General features: G+C 71.3%; 19 protein-coding genes and 1 riboswitch. Of the genes, 9 read left to right on the top strand and 10 right to left on the bottom strand.

Annotation, left to right across the window (positions count from 1 at the left end):
* Nucleotides 1–117: 117 nt before the first annotated feature.
* Nucleotides 118–624: a hypothetical protein gene (locus ACQPXD_RS44425; RefSeq protein ID WP_432829149.1), complete on the top strand. Its 507-nt coding sequence runs from the start codon at nt 118–120 to the stop codon at nt 622–624.
* A gap of 50 nt (nt 625–674) precedes the next feature.
* On the opposite strand, the gene ACQPXD_RS44420 is transcribed toward ACQPXD_RS44425, so the two are convergent.
* The gene (locus tag ACQPXD_RS44420; protein WP_432829147.1) at nt 675–1790 is read right to left on the bottom strand and encodes a hypothetical protein; all 1116 of its coding nucleotides are present in this window, start codon (nt 1788–1790) and stop codon (nt 675–677) included.
* 84 nt (nt 1791–1874) lie between these two features.
* Between ACQPXD_RS44420 and ACQPXD_RS44415 the strand changes: the two genes are divergently transcribed.
* A complete protein-coding gene (locus tag ACQPXD_RS44415; protein ID WP_432829145.1) occupies nt 1875–2045 on the top strand; it encodes a hypothetical protein in 171 nt (56 codons plus the stop codon).
* Here the strand turns inward: ACQPXD_RS44415 and ACQPXD_RS44410 are convergent.
* A complete protein-coding gene (locus tag ACQPXD_RS44410; protein ID WP_432829143.1) occupies nt 2033–2767 on the bottom strand; it encodes a hypothetical protein in 735 nt (244 codons plus the stop codon). The genes ACQPXD_RS44415 and ACQPXD_RS44410 overlap by 13 nt on opposite strands.
* A 151-nt stretch (nt 2768–2918) precedes the next feature.
* On the opposite strand from ACQPXD_RS44410, the gene ACQPXD_RS44405 reads away from it, so the two are divergent.
* Nucleotides 2919–3776, top strand: a complete 858-nt coding sequence (locus ACQPXD_RS44405) for a hypothetical protein (protein ID WP_432829141.1) — start codon at nt 2919–2921, stop codon at nt 3774–3776.
* Between the two features lie 78 nt (nt 3777–3854).
* Nucleotides 3855–5960: an NAD(+) synthase gene (locus tag ACQPXD_RS44400; protein WP_432829139.1), complete on the top strand. Its 2106-nt coding sequence runs from the start codon at nt 3855–3857 to the stop codon at nt 5958–5960.
* A 476-nt stretch (nt 5961–6436) separates the two neighbouring features.
* On the opposite strand, the gene ACQPXD_RS44395 is transcribed toward ACQPXD_RS44400, so the two are convergent.
* The 5 genes from ACQPXD_RS44395 to ACQPXD_RS44375 all read right to left on the bottom strand — a co-directional run bounded on the left by ACQPXD_RS44395 (nt 6437) and on the right by ACQPXD_RS44375 (nt 10929).
* Complete coding sequence (locus ACQPXD_RS44395; RefSeq protein ID WP_432829137.1) at nt 6437–7486, bottom strand: hypothetical protein; 1050 nt, start codon at nt 7484–7486, stop codon at nt 6437–6439.
* 113 nt (nt 7487–7599) lie between these two features.
* Nucleotides 7600–9168, bottom strand: a complete 1569-nt coding sequence (locus ACQPXD_RS44390; protein ID WP_432824780.1) for an IS1182 family transposase — start codon at nt 9166–9168, stop codon at nt 7600–7602.
* A gap of 121 nt (nt 9169–9289) precedes the next feature.
* The gene (locus ACQPXD_RS44385; RefSeq protein WP_432829135.1) at nt 9290–9967 is read right to left on the bottom strand and encodes a zf-HC2 domain-containing protein; all 678 of its coding nucleotides are present in this window, start codon (nt 9965–9967) and stop codon (nt 9290–9292) included.
* The gene (locus ACQPXD_RS44380) at nt 9964–10473 is read right to left on the bottom strand and encodes a sigma-70 family RNA polymerase sigma factor (RefSeq protein WP_432829133.1); all 510 of its coding nucleotides are present in this window, start codon (nt 10471–10473) and stop codon (nt 9964–9966) included. Before ACQPXD_RS44380 ends, ACQPXD_RS44385 begins: the two co-directional genes overlap by 4 nt.
* 72 nt (nt 10474–10545) lie before the next feature.
* Nucleotides 10546–10929, bottom strand: a complete 384-nt coding sequence (locus tag ACQPXD_RS44375; RefSeq protein ID WP_432829131.1) for a hypothetical protein — start codon at nt 10927–10929, stop codon at nt 10546–10548.
* Nucleotides 10930–10972: 43 nt separating this feature from the next.
* Between ACQPXD_RS44375 and ACQPXD_RS44370 the strand changes: the two genes are divergently transcribed.
* On the top strand, nt 10973–11617 hold the full coding sequence (locus tag ACQPXD_RS44370) for a (2Fe-2S)-binding protein (RefSeq protein ID WP_432829130.1): 645 nt from the start codon (nt 10973–10975) through the stop codon (nt 11615–11617).
* A 9-nt stretch (nt 11618–11626) separates the two neighbouring features.
* Here ACQPXD_RS44370 and ACQPXD_RS44365 read toward each other — a convergent pair whose 3' ends face one another.
* Together ACQPXD_RS44365 and ACQPXD_RS44360 are read right to left on the bottom strand one after the other, a co-directional pair.
* Nucleotides 11627–11851, bottom strand: a complete 225-nt coding sequence (locus ACQPXD_RS44365; protein WP_432829129.1) for a CbtB domain-containing protein — start codon at nt 11849–11851, stop codon at nt 11627–11629.
* Nucleotides 11852–11900: 49 nt separating this feature from the next.
* A riboswitch (adenosylcobalamin (AdoCbl) riboswitch) is annotated at nt 11901–11989 on the bottom strand.
* Between the two features lie 73 nt (nt 11990–12062).
* Nucleotides 12063–12887, bottom strand: a complete 825-nt coding sequence (locus tag ACQPXD_RS44360) for a cyclase family protein (RefSeq protein WP_432829127.1) — start codon at nt 12885–12887, stop codon at nt 12063–12065.
* 257 nt (nt 12888–13144) lie between these two features.
* Between ACQPXD_RS44360 and ACQPXD_RS44355 the strand changes: the two genes are divergently transcribed.
* From ACQPXD_RS44355 to ACQPXD_RS44340, 4 genes are all read left to right on the top strand, one after another.
* On the top strand, nt 13145–14026 hold the full coding sequence (locus ACQPXD_RS44355; RefSeq protein WP_432829125.1) for a DUF929 family protein: 882 nt from the start codon (nt 13145–13147) through the stop codon (nt 14024–14026).
* Nucleotides 14013–14516, top strand: coding sequence for a vitamin K epoxide reductase family protein (locus ACQPXD_RS44350; protein ID WP_432829123.1), 504 nt, complete (start codon nt 14013–14015; stop codon nt 14514–14516). The genes ACQPXD_RS44355 and ACQPXD_RS44350 overlap by 14 nt, the downstream gene beginning before the upstream one ends.
* Nucleotides 14517–14568: 52 nt before the next feature.
* Complete coding sequence (locus ACQPXD_RS44345; RefSeq protein ID WP_432829121.1) at nt 14569–15285, top strand: YcnI family protein; 717 nt, start codon at nt 14569–14571, stop codon at nt 15283–15285.
* Nucleotides 15286–15928: 643 nt separating this feature from the next.
* Nucleotides 15929–16366, top strand: a complete 438-nt coding sequence (locus ACQPXD_RS44340) for a GntR family transcriptional regulator (RefSeq protein ID WP_432829119.1) — start codon at nt 15929–15931, stop codon at nt 16364–16366.
* On the opposite strand, the gene ACQPXD_RS44335 is transcribed toward ACQPXD_RS44340, so the two are convergent.
* A complete protein-coding gene (locus ACQPXD_RS44335) occupies nt 16363–17046 on the bottom strand; it encodes a PP2C family protein-serine/threonine phosphatase (protein WP_432829117.1) in 684 nt (227 codons plus the stop codon). The two genes, ACQPXD_RS44340 and ACQPXD_RS44335, sit on opposite strands and share 4 nt — an antisense overlap.
* Nucleotides 17047–17061: the final 15 nt, after the last annotated feature.

Raw genomic sequence — 17061 nt, 5'->3', positions numbered from 1 at the left:
CGGACAAGCCGAACGTCCGGTGCATAGCCTCGGCGCTGCAGGGGGTGTGAGATGCCGCGCGGGCGGTGGCCCTTCCGTCCTGTCTCGACACCGTCGGGCGGCGGAAGCGTTGTGTCGATGACTGATGATGGGTTGATGAGAGCTCGGAAGAAGCCTCTTTCGATTCGCGGCTTGTTCGCGGTGATGGCACTGGCCTGGCTCGCCGGCGGGATCTTTCTGTTGGCGGCGTGGCGCAGTGGCGTCGAAGACCGCCGGATGAGCACCGCCCCCCAATGTGCGCAGAGCCAGGTGTTCACGCCGGAGAAGTGCCGGATCGAGCTCGACGGCACGCTCATCAGTCTCACCATAAGCCAGACGCAGGTGGACGTCGGCGGACATCACTTGATTATGGATACCGTGCCGTTCAAACACGACTATCCCGAATTGGCGGGCAGTCCGGTGCGGGTGACGATGTACCGGGGCAGGCCCATCCACATTGACATCGAGGGGCAACGCCTGAAGATCGATGCGCGGGACCTGCCCGACGAGGATCGCTCGAAGTTCGGCTACCTGGGCCTGTTCTTCGTCATCGCCGGGTCCGTCAACTTTGCCGTGGCGCTCCTCGGGCGCAGGAACCGGGCGTGACGGGCTCGCGGAGCCGTCAGGTCCCAGCCGAACAACGCAAACGGCTCTGGTCAATCTTTTCGGTGGAGCGCGGCGGCGAGGCGGTCGCTGAGCACGGTAACCCGAGGAAACGGCGGGCGTGCGTACCACGAGCTCTTGTGCTCGCGGAGCAGCCGCTCGCCGTCGGTCTCCCAGCGGAATGCGGGTTTGCCGAGGGCTGCCCGGAAGACCTGGTTCACGGTGTCGGGGTGGCGGGCGGCGAGCCGTTGGAGCGGGGTCGGGTCGACGCTGTCGTCGTCGAGGTAGGACTTGATCGTTTCCTTGTAGCGCCGCCTGCGCATGAGGCCGGGATTGTCGAACGCTTCCTGGGCGAGCGCGTAGTCGGCGTACATGCCCATGCCCGCGGACTCGTCGAAGATGATACCGACCGTCTCGGCGGAGAAGTGCAGCCAATCGGTGTCCATGTCAGGGCCCGTGCTGGCGCCGTCGGTATACGACTGCCAGAAACCAGCCATGACCGTCGGCATTTCGTCGACGGACACGGTGATCTCATCCGTGCCGAAGTGCCGCACGAACGCGGCCCGCTGGTCGCGTTGCTGCTGCCAGCCGGCCGTGACCTTGTCCGGGTTGTGGAAGACCAGCTCCGGGCAGGACGCGGCGACCTGTGCGGCGGCGTGGAGGATCTCGGCGCGGGCGGTGGCGGGAAATGTCTGCACCGGACCGCTGATGAGCCACTCGTCGTTGACCGGCACCACCCGTGCAGAGATGAACGACCCGGTCGGCATCTGGTCGAACACCCGGGGCCCGACGTTGGCCCGGATCCGGTACGGCATCTCGTCGATCAGGTTCTCGGCGAGCAGTGTATGGCCATCGCGTCCGATCACCTCGAACGCTCCGTGGCGTACCCTGCGCCAGCCGAGCAGAAAGGCGCGCTCGGCATCAGACAGGTTCCGCTGGGTCTCCAGGTAGCAGTCGATGAGGGTGCGTCCGTCGTGCAGCCGGAATTCCTGGATGAACCAGTCGTAGAAGGCGTACAGCTTCTCCTCATCCTCAATGACGACGAGCTTGCCGAACCGCTTGCGGACCTCCTGACGGAACTGCTTGTCAAAGCGCGGCTTCCGGGCGAAGTCCAGGAGCTGGCGTTTCAGGCTGCCGCTGCGTTCCACCAGTGCATCGGTCGAATCCACTTGGCGAGTGTAGGGCCGGCCGGCTGCGACGCGCCGGGCAGCCACGATGCTGGACCGCGGACGTCCCGGCGGGCGGAGATCCCGATGATCGTGACCGGGCCGGCCGATGGGGTGGCAAAGCGGGTGACAATCAGGGCGAATCGCCGGATGGCGGTGGCGCACGTGACGAATCAGATGCGCGAACCCGCGGCCGACAATCGGGGATTGGCGCTCATCGCGGCCGCCTACGACGGCATCAAGGGCTACGGCAGTTGAACCACCGCTGACCAGGATTGGGCCTCGCCGAACTGCCAGGCCGCGATCACCGGGCGGGGCGGCTCGAAGCCGGGATCGGTGCTGCCGAGGTACAGCGCGCCGTCGCTGCGGGCGCTGTCCTCCGTGCGGCAGAGGTGGCGGAGGTGGGCCTTGAGCTCGGGGTGGGCGACGGCGGCGAGGCGCTCCTCCCAGCTCGGCTCGACGCCCCAGTCGGGGGAGAGCGGAAACAGGCGATCCGGGCCGAGCATCGTCCCGGTGATCGTCCGCATCGCGTCGAACAGCGTGCCATCCGTGTGTACCCGGAAATCGATCTCCGGATAGGCGTCGCGGATATCGCCGGCGGAAAGGCCGCGCTCGGTGAGGATGTGGCCGAGGTCACTGCCCGGCAGTCCGGCGTCGAGTTCGGGCAGGCCGATCGCGGCGCCGTCGCCGGGGTCGCCGGCGCGGAAGAACGAGCGGCCCAGGTCGATGCTCCAGTGCGGGGCGATGAGGTCCCAGCCCTCCAGCAGCGTGCCGAGGATCGGGATGGCCGTGAAGGGCGGGGCGACGATCTCGCCGCGGGCCAGTGGCGCGACGTCGAAGCCGGCCTTGAACAGGTCGATCGCCAGGTCGCTGCAGCTGTAGTAGACGGCGTACGTCGCGTCCGGGGCGAATTCCTCCAGCGGGCGCCCGAGCAGGATGGCGAACGCGTCGGTGAGGGCGGCGGACCAATCGTCGGGCATCTGTACCTCCGAAGCGGACCAATACGGAAACCGCGCGGCACGATACCGCCCTCCGTTCAGGGATTCGTAGCCGACCGGTGGACCTCGGTTCGAGTGGCGCGGCGGGCCGGGGCGGCTAGGGTCGCATCGGTACCTACATCGGGAGGTAGCGATGGCATGGAGAGCCGCACGATCGCTGCTGGTCCTCCAGCAACAACTCAAGGCCGGGGCGCCGCGGGCGGCGCCGCCCGCGACCGGGGCCGATGAGTGGGGGCTGATCGGGGACGCGGCGCACGATCCGACCTCGGACCACACGCCGCACGATTTTCCCGGCTGGGGCAACGACATCGTCACCGCAGCCGACTTTCCCAATCGGCCCGATCTCGGGCTCGACGCGCACAAGGTGCTCGACGACATCCGCCGCTCGCACGACGCGCGGGTGAAGTACGGCATTTCTAACGGGCAGATGTTCTCCAGCTACGCGGTCAAGGGATTCGACCCGTGGACCTGGCGGCCGTACAACCCCAAGAACGGCGACAAGCACTTCACCCACGGCCACCTCAGCGTGGTCGGCGACAGCAGGGCCGACGGTACGCAGCCGTGGGCGACGATCGGTGCGTCCGCCACGGCGGGCGGGGAGGATGACGACGACATGGGTGCTTCGATCGGACCGATCCAGATCCAGCCCGACACGACCAGCCTCAGCATCCCGCCGGTGGAAGCCGGCGCGGCGGACCCGCGGCAGGCGTGGATCAACGTCTGCAACGACACCTACGGCACGCGCTACGCGCTGCGGGTCTGGTTCTCCAAGGGCGACAAGACCTTCCAGCCGCTCGGCGGCAAGGAGGGGCTGTTCGCGCTCGACTCCGGGGAGCGGCTGTCCGTGCAGCTGCCGGCCGGCACCGCCTGCCTCTCGATCTCGCGCAAGGCCGTGGACTCCACCGGGTCCATTGTCGACCCGAACGACGAATTCAAGCCGTACCTCGGCCACCTGACCTGCTGCATCGAGCGCGGCCCGGTCCTTCGCTGACCGCCCGGTGGCGGCCGGTGGCAGAGGCCGTGACGGCGGTCTCAGCCACCGGCGGCCCAGGGTTGCCATGATTAGCAGGTGAACTACCGCTCGATCTACGCACACGGGTTCGCCCGGGTGGCAGCCTGCACCGGGCGCACCGCCATCGCCGACCCGCCCGCCAACGCCGAGGCCGTGCTGCGCCAGGCGCGCGAGTGCGCGCGCGAAGGTGCGGTCCTGGCCATCTTCCCGGAGCTGGGCCTGAGCGGGTACAGCATCGAGGACCTGCTGCTGCAGGACGCCGTCCTCGACGGGGTCGAGGACGCGCTCGCCCAGGTCGTGGCCGGATCGGCCGACCTGCTGCCGGTGATCGTCCTCGGGGCGCCGCTGCGCCACCGCGGGCGCGTCTACAACTGCGCGGTCGTCGTGCACCGCGGGCGGATCCTCGGCGTCGCCCCGAAGTCGTATCTGCCCAACTACCGTGAGTTCTACGAGCGCCGGCAGTTGACGGCCGGCGACGAGCAGCGCGGTGGGACGATCCGGGTCGGCGGCGCCGACGTGCCGTTCGGGGTGGATCTGCTCTTCGCCGCCGAGGATATTCCGGATTTGGTACTGCATGTCGAGGTCTGCGAGGACATGTGGGTGCCCGTTCCGCCCTCTGCCGAGGCGGCGCTCGCGGGGGCCACGGTCCTGGCCAACCTGTCCGGCAGCCCGATCACGGTCGGCCGGGCGGAGGACCGCCGGCTGCTGTGCCGCTCGGCGTCGTCGCGCTGCCTGGCCGCCTACGTCTACGCCGCCGCGGGCCTGGGCGAGTCCACGACCGACCTGTCGTGGGACGGCCAGACCATGATTTACGAAAATGGGGTACTGCTCGCCGAGACCGAGCGTTTCCCCGACGGCGACCGGCGCTCGGTGGCCGACGTCGACCTCGACCTGCTGCGCCAGGAGCGGCAGCGGATGAACTCGTTCGACGACAACCGGCGCACGCACGCGGCGCGCACCCGGGACTTCCGCCGGATTCCCTTCACGGTCGCCGCGCCCGACACCGACCTGGGGCTGCGGCGCACCGTGGAGCGCTTCCCGTTCGTGCCGGCCGACGTCGAGCGGCTGGCCCTGGACTGCTACGAGGCGTACAACATCCAGGTGGCGGGCCTGCAGCAGCGCCTCGCCGCGATCGGCAACCCCAAGATCGTGATCGGCGTCTCCGGCGGCCTCGACTCCACGCAGGCGCTCATCGTCGCGGCGCGCGCCATGGACCGGGCCGGCCGCCCGCGCTCCGACATCCTGGCCTACACCATGCCGGGATTCGCCACTTCCAGCGGTACCCGGGACAATGCACACGCCCTCATGAACGCGCTCGGCGTGAGCGTGCACGAGCTGGACATCACCCCGACCGCGCGGCTGATGCTCGCCGAGCTCGGCCACCCGTTCGCCGAGGGCAAGCCCGTCTACGACGTCACGTTCGAGAACGTGCAGGCCGGTCTGCGGTACGACTACCTGTTCCGCATCGCCAACCACCGCGGCGGCATCGTGCTGGGCACCGGCGACCTGTCGGAGCTGGCGCTGGGCTGGTCGACCTACGGCGTGGGCGACCACATGAGCCACTACAACGTCAACGGCGGCGTCCCCAAGACGCTCATCCAGCACCTCATCCGCTGGGTGATGGGCAGCGGCCAGTTCGACGACGAGGTCGGCAAGATCCTCTCCGCGATCCTGGACCAGGAGATCAGCCCCGAGCTGGTGCCGGGCGACGCGCTGCAGTCCTCGGAGTCGAAGGTCGGCCCGTATGCCTTGCAGGACTTCACGCTGTTCCACGTCCTGCGCTACGGCATGCGCCCCTCGAAGATCGCCTTCCTGGCCTGGCACGCCTGGCGCGACGCCGACGCCGGCGCGTGGCCGCCCAACTTCCCGGAGGCCAAGCGGGTGTCGTACGACCTGCCGCAGATCCGCCACTGGCTGGAGGTGTTCGCGAAGCGGTTCTTCGGCTTCGCCCAGTTCAAGCGCTCGGCCCTGCCCAACGGCCCGAAGGTCTCGGCCGGCGGCTCCCTGTCCCCGCGCGGCGACTGGCGCGCCCCCTCCGACGGCAACCCCAACGCCTGGCTGCGCGACCTGGACCGCTTCACCTGGACCGACCCGCCCCGCCGCCGCCCCGCCAAGAGCACCCAGCCCCGCAAACACGTCCGCACCGCCTCCGGCGCAAGCTGACGCCAACGAGGAGTTCCAAAGCCAGCAACCCAAGCCGTGGTGTATGAGCTCGGCGTGTCCTCCTCGGACCGGCGCCGGTGCGGCCGTGCCGCGCCGCGTGCGGTCGGGGGGCGGCCCGCCGCGGCCGTGCGCCGCCCGCGCCCGGCACCGGCGCTCGGGAACCGGCGCAGCGACCGGAAGTCTCCGTGATCATGCGCAACCGGCATCGATACCAACGGTTTTTCATGATCGTGGAGTGGCGATGTACCCCTGTGTACCGGAAGTCTCCGGGATCATGGCAAACCCGTGGTGCGGTCACCGTGGGCATCGTGATCACGGAGACTTACGGCCGGCCCGGCCGCGCGGATCGGAGGCTGCGCCCGGCGGGTGCGACATCCGCACCGTTCCCGCCCCGGCCGCGCCGCCTCGAGGGTCGGCGCCGGTGACCGGCGCGCCCAACGGGTGGCCATCGACGCCCGGCCTGCGGCGGCGGTCCGTCAGCCGCGGCGGTCCGCCGACCAGGCCGCCCAGGCGCCGAGCCAGTCCTGGGTGGCGCCCCAGCGAGCCTCGGCCTCGGAGTGGTCGAGCGGCCCCGGTGCGAGGCCGCGCCGGGCCCGCCGGTCGGCGGTGTAGGCCTCCTGCGCGGCCCGGCTTGGCACCTCGCGGCCGAGCCCGGTCGCGAACAGCAGCGTCTCGGAGATGGCCCGGTCGCGCAGTCGCTCGTCGTCGCGGAACCAGGCCGCGTGCTGCTGGAGGTCGCTCACGTGGTCGACGACCTCCTGCACGGCCTCCCGTGCCGTCTCCGGCGGCACGTCGGCGAGATCCGCGTGCCGCTGGACGGCCGCTTTCCACAGCGTCGACCAGTACCGCGGCAGTTGCGGCACCGGCCCGCCGTCGGCCAGCCACGCCTGGTGCCGGGCCCGGTTCGCCAGGACCGTGTCCAGTAGCGCCCGATACGGCTCGCGCCGCAACTCCTCGGGCAGCGGCTCGGGCCCGGGCCGATCCCGCCCGGCCGCGGGCCGCTCCGGCCGCGGCGCGTCGAGCAGCGCCCGCAGGTCGTCGAGCGTGGTCACCGCTATCGCGTCGGGGTGCCAGTCGCGGGCCACGATGCTGATCTCGATCCCGTCCCGGGCACACCGGGCCGCCCACCACTGGCCCCCGGCGCGCACGATCCGGCCGGGGACCGGCTGCCCGTCGACCTGGATCGTCGCGTCGGCCTCGGTCCACTCCACCGCGGAGAGCCGCTCGCCGTGCAGCCGCATGTGGTGCTCGACCATCCGGCGCAGCGGGCCGGCGTCGACCCGGGTGCCGGCCCAGCGGGACGTTTCGACGCTGGCGAGGGGCTCGCCGTCCCGGGTGCCGCCGTAGCGGATCCGCACGTTGGTGACCTGGTCGTCGGACCGCTCGACGCCGGCGAGCCGCCCGGCGGGCAACCCGCCCGCGGCCAGCCCGACGACCGGAATACCGGAATCCAGCACGGCCTGCCGGATGGCCCGCGCCTGCTCCGCCGCCAGTTCCCGCACCTGCGGTGACGTGTCTTGTTCCATGGTGCGGCAACATTACTGACCGCCAATGTCCGCGGACAATGCGTCGCATTGCTGGTCCGGGAACGATCTCTACTCACGACAATGTGTCGCTAGAGCGTCGGCCAAGTAATCGATCAGGCGGCTGTCTGGTCGGGTTGGCGGGCGATGATGTGGAGGTTGTGGACCACGGCGGTGCGGCGGAGGTCGAAGAGGTTCTTGCGGGTGCCTCGGTAGCGGGCGCGGTGTCCTTGCCAGTGGCCGATGTGGGCCAGGGCGTGCTCGACAGCGACGCGTTCGCGGAGTTGCGCACGCCCGGCCGGGGTGGCCTGCCGCTCGCGGAGTTCGGCCAGGAGTGCCTCATCGGGGTGGACGGCGATGCTGCGTCCGCTGCTGCTGGTGGTGCACCGGCTCCGCAGCGGGCAGGCGGCGCAGGTGGCCTTCGGGAACGTGACGGTCTTGCCCGGGGTGAACGGGATGGTCGCCTGGTTGGGGCAGGTCAGCTGCCCGCGGTCGAAATCCAGCCGGAAGTCGGTCTTGGTGTAGCGGCCGTTGCTGTTGCGGACTCGCCACGCCTTGCAGAAGATCGCCAGGGTGTCGCCGCGGTCGCGGACCAGCGTGGAGGGCAGGTAGGCCCGGTCGATGTGCAACTCGGCCAGGGTGGTGTCCGCGGCGGCCAGGTCGGCGGTGATGGCGTCGGTGACCGTCGCCTCGGGCACGTTGGCCGGGGTGATCCCGACCGCGGCGATCAGACCGGTGTCCAGGTCGCGCAGCACGTGCCGCTTGTACCCGTCGAACAGCCTGGAGCGTGATTTGCGGCCGTGGCGCATGTCCGGGTCTTCCACGCTGATCCGCCGGTCCTTGGCCACCCCACGACGCAGCGTGCCGGCATCGGTGTCCACGTCCTGGTCGCGAACCTGCCGGGCCACCGCGACCGCGGCCACCGCGGCGGGTGCCGGCTGTGGCTGGGCGGCCACGAACCCGGCCACCGCCTCCAGCGCCCCCAGCACCGTGGCCAGGGCGTGGTCGCGGGCGGCCGGGTCGTCCCAGTCCAGGTCCAGGGCCGCCTTCAGACTCGACCCGGCCAGGACCGGCGCACCGGCCTGCCCGGCCAGCACCCCGATCCCCCCGGCGGTTCCTTCGGCCAGCCCCCACCCCTGCTGGACCGCGATCACACCCAGGGCCTTGCGCAGGGCGTGTCCCATCAAGTTCAACGTGTCCTCGACCCGGCCCACTCCCCACAACGGGCTGGAGTCCAACGCCGCCCGCAACGCCCGCCCCGCCGCCGGGGTAGCGGCCAGTTCCACGGTCCGTTCGATCAACCGCCGGTCCAGGTCCGCGCCGATCAGCCGGTTGCGGAAATTCTGCAACGTGCCCTTCGCGAACGGCGGTTCCTGCACGTCGAGGCAGTCCAGCACCAACTGCCAGCGCCGGTCCATCACCAGCGCCTCGATCACCTCGTCATCCGAGACACCGGTGTACGCCTGCAGGATCGTGGCCAGAGCCAACCGCGCGGGTGGTACCGGCGGCTGCCCCTTCACCCCCGGCCCGTACAACCCGGCCAGTTCCTCCTGGAACTGCTCGTCGAACAACTCATGGCGACGCTGCCGCAACATCACGAACAGCTTCGCCCGCCGCACCCGCCGAACGATCTGCGCCTCAGCCGCCGACAACTCCACCGCCGGACGCCACACCCCCGGCCGCATCAACCAACCCCACTCCCGGGTCCACACAGGCGCCTACCGCCCACCAACCCGGCCTACCACGTGCGCTGGCCACCTCAACAGCGCCACACCGAAGAGATCCGACGAATACTTGGCCGACGCTCTAGGAGAGGCGGGCGGCGCCGAGGAGGAGGCCGTCGTCGTCGGTGATCGTCACCGCGTCGACGTTGGCGAGCTGGATGGAGCTGGCGCCGGTCACCCGTGCCTGGGCCGTGCTGGTGCGGCCCCAGCACGCGGCCTGCTCGGCCTGGCCGCCGCGGCCCAGGACCTTCATGACAAAGGGGCCGTCGCCGGGCAGGCCGGTGAGCTCGAGGGAGACCGACACGCCCCACTGGCGGGGGGTCAGGGTGGCCCGGCCGGACAGGCCGCTGCCGCCGGCCGGGACGAACTGCACCACCGTGCCGGGCTGGGCCGTGGCGGAGGCGGAGGCGGGCGGGAGGGCCTGCGGGCGGGGCTGGGCGGCGGGGCGCAGCGCCAGCACGCCGGCGAGGACGGCGAGCACCACGCAGACGGCGGAGAGGACCATGACCGGCAGGCGGCGGGGGCGGGCCCGGCGCAGGAAGCTGTCCAGGCCGGCGCGCGAGGGCGGCTCGAGCGCGGCGGCGGGGCCGGTGGGCAGGCGTTGCAGCAGCTCCGGCACGGCGGCCAGGCGCCCGGCCTCGGCCCGGCACTCGGCGCACGTGCTCAGGTGGGCGTCGACCGCGGTCTGGTCGGCGTCGCCGAGGCCGCCCAGGACGTAGGCCCCGAGCAGCCGGCGCAGCGCCTCGTGGCCGGCGGTCACCGTAAGACCCCCATCTCCTCGAACACCGCCCGCAGCGTCCGCACCGCGTAGTACGCGCGCGACTTGACCGTGCCCTCCGGTACCGAAAGGCGCTTGGCGGTGTCGGCGACGCTGCGGCCGTCGTAGTACATCGAGCGGATGACGTCGCGGTGCTCGGCGGAGAGGCGGTCGAGCGCGGCGTGGATCAGCCAGCCCTCGACCATCTGGTCGACGTTGTCCGAGTCGGCGGCGGCGGCGACCGCGTCGGGGTCGGAGACCAGCTTCGGCCGGCGCTGGTCGGCCCGCCAGGCGTTGCTCACCACGTTGCGGGCGATGGTGAGCAGGTACGCGCGGGTCGTGTCCCGGCTGACGTCGATCCGCTCGATGTGCCGCCAGGCGCGCAGGAGCGTGTCCTGCACGAGGTCCTCGGCGCGGTGGCGGTCCCGCTCGTACCGGGAGACGAAGGCCAGCAACACACCGTAGTGTTCGGTGTACAGCGCGGTCATGAGCTCTTCGTCGCGCGTCACGCACAGCCCCTCTCGACGGCCTCCCATCGCTGGTCTACACCACGAGGCCGTTGCGGGTTCAACCAACCCGGGCTATTTGCCCGGGCGCCGCAGCTTGGCCCTCGCCTCGCGGACGGCGGCACGGTCGAGCTTCGCCATCCGCGCCGAGTACGACCGGCGCAGCTCCGGCAGGTCGACCTCGACGTAGGAGCGGTCGCCGGGCTCGTACCGCATCGGCAGGATGGACCCGACGACGTCCTGATCGCCGAGGTCGCGGTAGCGCACGACCCGGCTGACCGTCGCGCCGGCGCCGTCGGGGAAGCGCACCTCGAGCCGGAGACGGGCGTTGAGCGCGACCGGTCCGGCGGAGCCGTACCACGCGCGGGACTCCACGACGACCGCCTTGGCCCGCGCGCCGTCGCGCATGAGCCGGCGGTATCGCGGCAGCAGCCGCAGCACCCGGGGCCGGAAGAACACGGCTCGATGGTAGGGCCGCCCGGCAACGCTCTACAGTGCGGGCGTGAACCCGTATTTCGTCTGGGAGCCCTACGAGCCCGGCTCGGGCTGGCGGCCGTTCGCGCAGCTGCTGGAGCCGGACGTGGTGGCGGAGCGGGTCGGCGTGTCCCGGCAGGCATTGACCGCGATGTTCGGTCTTGCCGAGGCGGCGGTACCGGAGCGGGTGGTCGCCTCGGTGCTGTTCCTCGGCTGGGCCTCGCGCCTGGTCGCGCCGCCGCTGTCGGACGCGCTGGGCGGGCCGGTGCGCGGGGCCGGCCCGGCGGACCTGTGGTGGCGGCCGGTGCCCGGCGGGCCGCTGCCCGTCGCCGCCCGGGAGGTGCCGCCGCGGCCCGCCGCGGAGCTGTTCGACGTGGCGATCCTGGGCCTGGTCGCGCCGCTGGCGGAGGTGTTCGGCGCCCGGTTCCGGCTCTCGCCGCACGTGCTGTGGGGCAACGTGGCGTCGGCCCTGGGCGGGGCGGCCGGCCAGCTGGGCGCGGACGCCTGGCCGATCGTGGCGGGCCTGCTGACCCGGCCGCCGCTGGCCGGCATGGCGACCGTCGAGGGGCAGGCCCTGCGCCGGCACAACTGCTGCCTCTACTACCGCATCCCCGGCGCCGGCACCTGCGGCGACTGTGTGCTGCGCAGGGCGCCGGGGCCGGCGGACGGCTGACCGGGAGGGTCAGTGGCAGGGGAAGCCGAGGAAGTGGCGGCCGTCGTGGACGAACTCGTGCACGTGCGCGTCGTTGCCGAAGATCGACACGGCGCCCTGGTCGATGCCGATGAAGTAGTAGACCAGCAGGGCGAGCAGCGCGGTGCCGCCGAGCCAGAACAGCGAGCGGGAGATGGGCAGGACCAGCGGCGTGGTGGTCGCCTGGGGCGCCTCGGCGCCGGACATGGAGCTCATCGGTGGGCCTCCTTCAGGGATCGTGCGTCCCTCGCGTGGATGGGGCATCGTGACGGGGGAGTGACCTGACTCGCCGCGGGAGCGGCTCACAGTGGCGCGACCGTGCTGGACTTGCACCAGCTTCCCTCACACCGTCACACGTCAGACACTAGGAGTGCGGCACTCCTTACGTCAATCGGGCCGGCACCCGAAGGCACCGGCCCGTGCTCGCTCAGGCGTGCACGCCGGGCGGGATGACGCCGTAGATCAGCGCGGTCGAGCCCGATCCACGCTTGTTGATGAAACCGCCGCAGAGCACCGATCCGCCGGTGGTCGGGAAGGCCGCCAGCCCGGCGAGGATCTCCAGGCTGATCCGGTGCCGTTGGTAGATCAGCAGCGAGGCGAGGAAGTTCGGGTCGGTGCCCAGGTCCGGGCCGAACGTGTCGATGCCGGTGCCGCCGTTGCGCCCGATGCGGCCGGTGTCGATGAACCACTGGATCGTCTCGGGCGCGAAGCCGGGCTGGTGCAGCACGCCGTCGCTGTCGAAGTTCGGGAAGGCCGGGGTGCCCCACTTGTACTCCCAGCCGGTCCACATGATGATCATGGTCTCGTTCGGGATCCGGCCGTGCCGCTGCTCCCACTGCTTCACGTCGTTCACGGTCAGCGCGTAGTCGGCGTTGTGCGCGCACTTGTCCCGCACGTCGATCTTGACCGCCGGCAGGAACAGGTCCTCGGGGTCGAGGTCGTCGGCGAGGGGCTCGCCCGCGTTGAAGTGGCCCGGGGCGCCCCAGTGCGTGCCGGTCGCCTCGCCCTCGCGGACGTACTGTAAGTAGTACCCCTCGTTCGGGATGGTGGCGATGGTCTCGAGCGTGAACTCGGGATCGCCGGGATAGATGTTGGTCTTCGCGGGGTCGTTGACGTGGGACAGGCTGATGAGGCGGGTCTTGCCGGGGCGCAGCGCGTCCCCGGCGGCGGGTCCGGCCGAGGCCGTCCCGGCGAGCCCGGCCGCACCGGCCACGGCCCCGCCTGCGGCGGCGAGCAGGTGTCGTCTGTGCATGTTGTCCGAATCGCCCCTTCGCATCCGTGCGTGACGATGGTCCTGCTGACTGTAGGTCCTCTGCGACCTTGCCGCCGGGACCTTCGGCCCGGGGCCGCCACGTGGCGAATCACCTACCATGAGTCGCCGAAGGGTGATCTTTCGCCCGTTTCGGGGAACCCGACCGGCGTCGCGTGCGACTAACAGGAGTACTGACTTCCACGGAGGATGGCCGCGTGTCCAAACGGCAACGCGATTCGCGCGAATACGCGCGCCGGATGCGAGTGATCCAGGAGCGGGCCAACGCCCGGCGCGGCCGGTTGCGCACGGCGTATTCCGCCATTGCCGCCGTCCTGCTGATCTTCGTCGTGATGATCCTGGTCAAGGTCGGCAGCGCCGCGGGCGGCGGCGGGGAGGCCCCCTCGGCCGCGCCCACGGGCGCCGCGGCCGAGCAGGTCATCGCCACGGTGACGTCGATTCCGGCGGCCACCTTCGACGAAGTCGGCAACGGCGGCAACCCGGAGCCGCCGAAGGTGATCACCGGCCAGCCGGCCCTCACCGACGGCGGCAAGCCGCTGATCGTCTACATCGGCGCCGAGTACTGCCCGTTCTGCGCCGCCCAGCGCTGGCCGGTGGTGGTCGCGCTGTCGCGGTTCGGCACCTTCTCCGGCCTCGGCCTGAGCCGCTCGGCGGCCGACGACACCTACCCCAACACGCCGACGCTGTCCTTCCACGGCTCCACCTACACCAGCCAGTACCTGGCCTTCCAGGGCGTGGAGGAGACCACCAACGTGCGCAAGAACCGCCAGTACGAGCCGCTGGACAAGCTCACCGATCAGCAGCAGCAGATCGTGAAGAAATACAACGCGCCGCCGTACGTCGACCAGAACTCCGCCGGCGCGATCCCGTTCATGGACTTCGGCAACCGCGCCGTGCAGGCCGGCGCCTCGTTGAGCCCGCAGCTGCTGGCCAACCACACGCACGCCCAGGTGGCCGACGCCATCAAGGACCCGAACAGCCAGCTCGGCCGTACCATCAACGGAAACGCGAACGCGCTCACCGCCCTCTTCTGCAGGCTCACCGGCGCCCAGCCCGCCGACGTGTGCTCCAGCCCCGCCGTGACGGCCTTCCAGGGAGAGTTCGCCAATGTCGGCAAGTGAGATCGAGCTCGACCGTTCGCTGGTGCAGCCTTGGGTACCGCTGACGTCGCTGGTGCTCGCCATTGCCGGGCTGGGCGTCTCGGTGTACCTCACCATCGAACACTTCACCTCGTCCAGCACCCTGGCCTGCCCGGAGACCGGCGCACTCAACTGCGTCAAGGTGACCACCTCCGAGCAGTCGGCGGTGTTCGGGATCCCGGTGGCCGTGCTCGGCCTGGTCTATTTCGTGGCGATGCTGGTCCTGTCGCTGCCCGCGCTGTGGCGCTCGAGTCTGCCGTGGCTGCGGTACCTCCGGCTGGGCCTCTCCGCCGTCGGCGTCCTCTTCGTCTTCTACCTGGTCTTCGCCGAGCTGTTCACCCTCAACGCGATCTGCCTGTGGTGCACGGCGGTGCACGTGCTGGCGGTCGGGCTGTTCGGGGTGACGGCGATCGGCACGGCGTACGCCGATCCGGGGGACCTTCGGCTGGTTTCGGGAACTTCGCGGGGATAGCTGGCGACTATCCGCCTGACACATTCCCCGGTACCCGAGAGGAACCCCCCAGATGCGCCTGACCCACGTGGTCCGCGCCGGTGTCGCCGCCGCCGCGGCCGCCATCGCGGCGCTCGCCTTCCCCGCCATGGCGGGCGCGCACGTCACCGTCAACCCGAACACGGCCGTGCAGGGCGGCTACACGAAGGTGACGTTCCGCGTGCCGAACGAGCGCGACGACGCCAGCACGACCAAGCTGGAGGTGGCGATCCCGACCGACAAGCCGATCGCGTCGGTGTCGGTCAAGCCGGTGCAGGGCTGGACGGCGGCCACGGAGACCTCGAAGCTCGCCACCCCGATCAAGACCGACGACGGCGAGGTCACCGAGGCGATCTCGAAGGTCACCTGGACCGCGGACGCCAACTCGGCGATCAAGCCGGGCCAGTTCCAGGAGTTCGACGTGTCGCTGGGCCCCCTGCCGCAGACCGACCAGATCGTCTTCAAGGCGCTGCAGACCTACTCCAGCGGCGAGGTCGTCCGCTGGATCGACGAGCCCGCCGCCGGCGCCGAGGCCGAGCACCCGGCCCCCGTGCTGAAGCTGTCGAAGAAGGCCGACACGACCGCCGCGTCCACCACCTCCTCGGCCGCCCCGGCCCTCACCGCCGACTCCGGCTCGTCGTCGAACAACGGCACGGCGATCGGCCTTGGCATCGCCGGCCTGATCCTGGGCCTGGCCGGCCTGGTGGTCGGCGTGCTCGCCTACCGCCGCACCCCGTCCCCAACCGCCTGACCGCCCCCGCCCGCACTGCTTTTTCGGCGTGGCGCCGTCACGCCCGCTGGCGTTGACGGATGAGGCGCCCAGCGTCTGATCGCGGTGGCCGCTCCGGCGGCCACCGCAGCCCGGCCGTCGTGGGCGTCGCTCCGGTGGTAGCCGGCGGCCACCGCGGGCTGGCCGTCGCGCAGGCGGCCACTGCGGCCTGAGCGTCGTGGGCGTCCCTCCGGCGGCAGCTGGCGCCACCGCGGGCTGGCCGTCGTCGGCCGCCGCTTGGGCACGGCGGTCATCGACGCCGTCTTTCGGGCAGCCCGGGGCCCGGCGCGGGGCCCGGCGCGGGGCCCGGCGCGGCCCGGTCCGGCGCACATTTCGGATATTTCGCCCGGCGAGCGAAATATCCGATTGAGGCGGCATCGGGCGGACGAATGTCTCCGTGATCATGCGCGTCGCCGCAGCCGCGCAGCGGGTTTCCCATGATCCCGGAGACTTATGGTACGCGGGTGTACATCAACGCTCCGTGATCATGAAAAACCGTTGGTGTCGGCCGTCGGTGGGGCATGATCGCGGAGACTTCTGGTCGCTGCGCCACGCTCCAGGGCGTGCAGCGCCGGCTGTGTGGGGGCGGCGCGTTGTGGCGGATTGACGGCCGGCGCTGGCTTTCGTGTGGCCACTTGGCTACATTGGCGCGGTGGCCCGTTACCACGAGCTTGCTGATGCCTTGCGTGCGCGGATCGCGTCCGGTGCGCTTGCCCCGGGAGAGCCGGTGCCCAGTGCTGACCGGCTCGCCCGTGACCATGGTGCCGGGCGTGACACGGCGCTCAAGGCGCTGCGGCTGCTGCGCCGCGAAGGGTTGCTGTTCCTCGGGCGTGACAACGTCGTGCGGGTCGGGCCGGTCGAGCAGCGGCCGGCCCGCGGCGGCGACGCCGCGCCGCCGGAAGTGGTCGACGTGCCGGCGGAGGGCATCGTGGGAGCGCGGATGCCCACGCCCCGGGAGCGGGAAGAGCTTGGGCTGCCCGACGGGGTGCCCTTGCTCGTGGTGCGGATCGGCGAGAAGGAGGAGATCTACCCGGCCACCGGTGTCGGCATGCGCTGGCGCTAGGCCACGTGGTCCACGACGACGACGGTGACGTTGTCCCGGCCGCCGGCCTGGACCGCTCGGCGTACCAACTCCTCGGCCGCCCGCTCCGGATCCTCGACCGCGCCGAGGACCTCGGCGATCTCGTCGTCGCCGACCTCCAGCGGCAGGCCGTCGGAGCAGACCAGGAAGCGCTCGCCGGGCACCGCCGTGCGCACCCACAGGTCCGGCCGCGGGCCCGGCTCGGTGCCCAGTGCCCGGGTGATCACGCCGCGGCGCATGGTCACCGCCTCGGGGGCCACGTGGTCGACCGTGAGCTGGTCCAGAGCGCCGGTGGCATAGCGGTACACCCGGGAATCTCCGACATTGAAGACGATCCAGCACTCGTCGCCCTCGATCAGGCCCAGGCACAGGCCGGCCGCCGTGGTGCCCATGCCGCCCTGGGTCGGGTCGGCCACCGCCGCGGCCAGGATGTCGGCGTTGGCCTGCACGATCTCGTCGCGCACGTCGAGCGGGCCGGGGTTGGCCACCTCGTCGAGGCGCTCCAGCGCCGCCACCGCCAGCCGGCTCGCCACGTCGCCGGCCGCGTGGCCGCCCATCCCGTCGGCGACCGCGAACACACTGGTGCCGACGAGCGCGCTGTCCTCGTTGCGCCGCCGCACCTTGCCCACGTCCGTCGCCGCACCGGCCCGGATGTTCGCCATCAGCCCTCCACCGCG

The sequence above is a fragment of the Dactylosporangium sp. CA-092794 genome, from assembly GCF_050948465.1.
Classification (GTDB): Bacteria; Actinomycetota; Actinomycetes; order Mycobacteriales; family Micromonosporaceae; genus Dactylosporangium.
The sequence above is the reverse complement of the archived record's forward strand: the minus strand, read 5'-3'. Positions and strand labels throughout refer to the sequence as shown.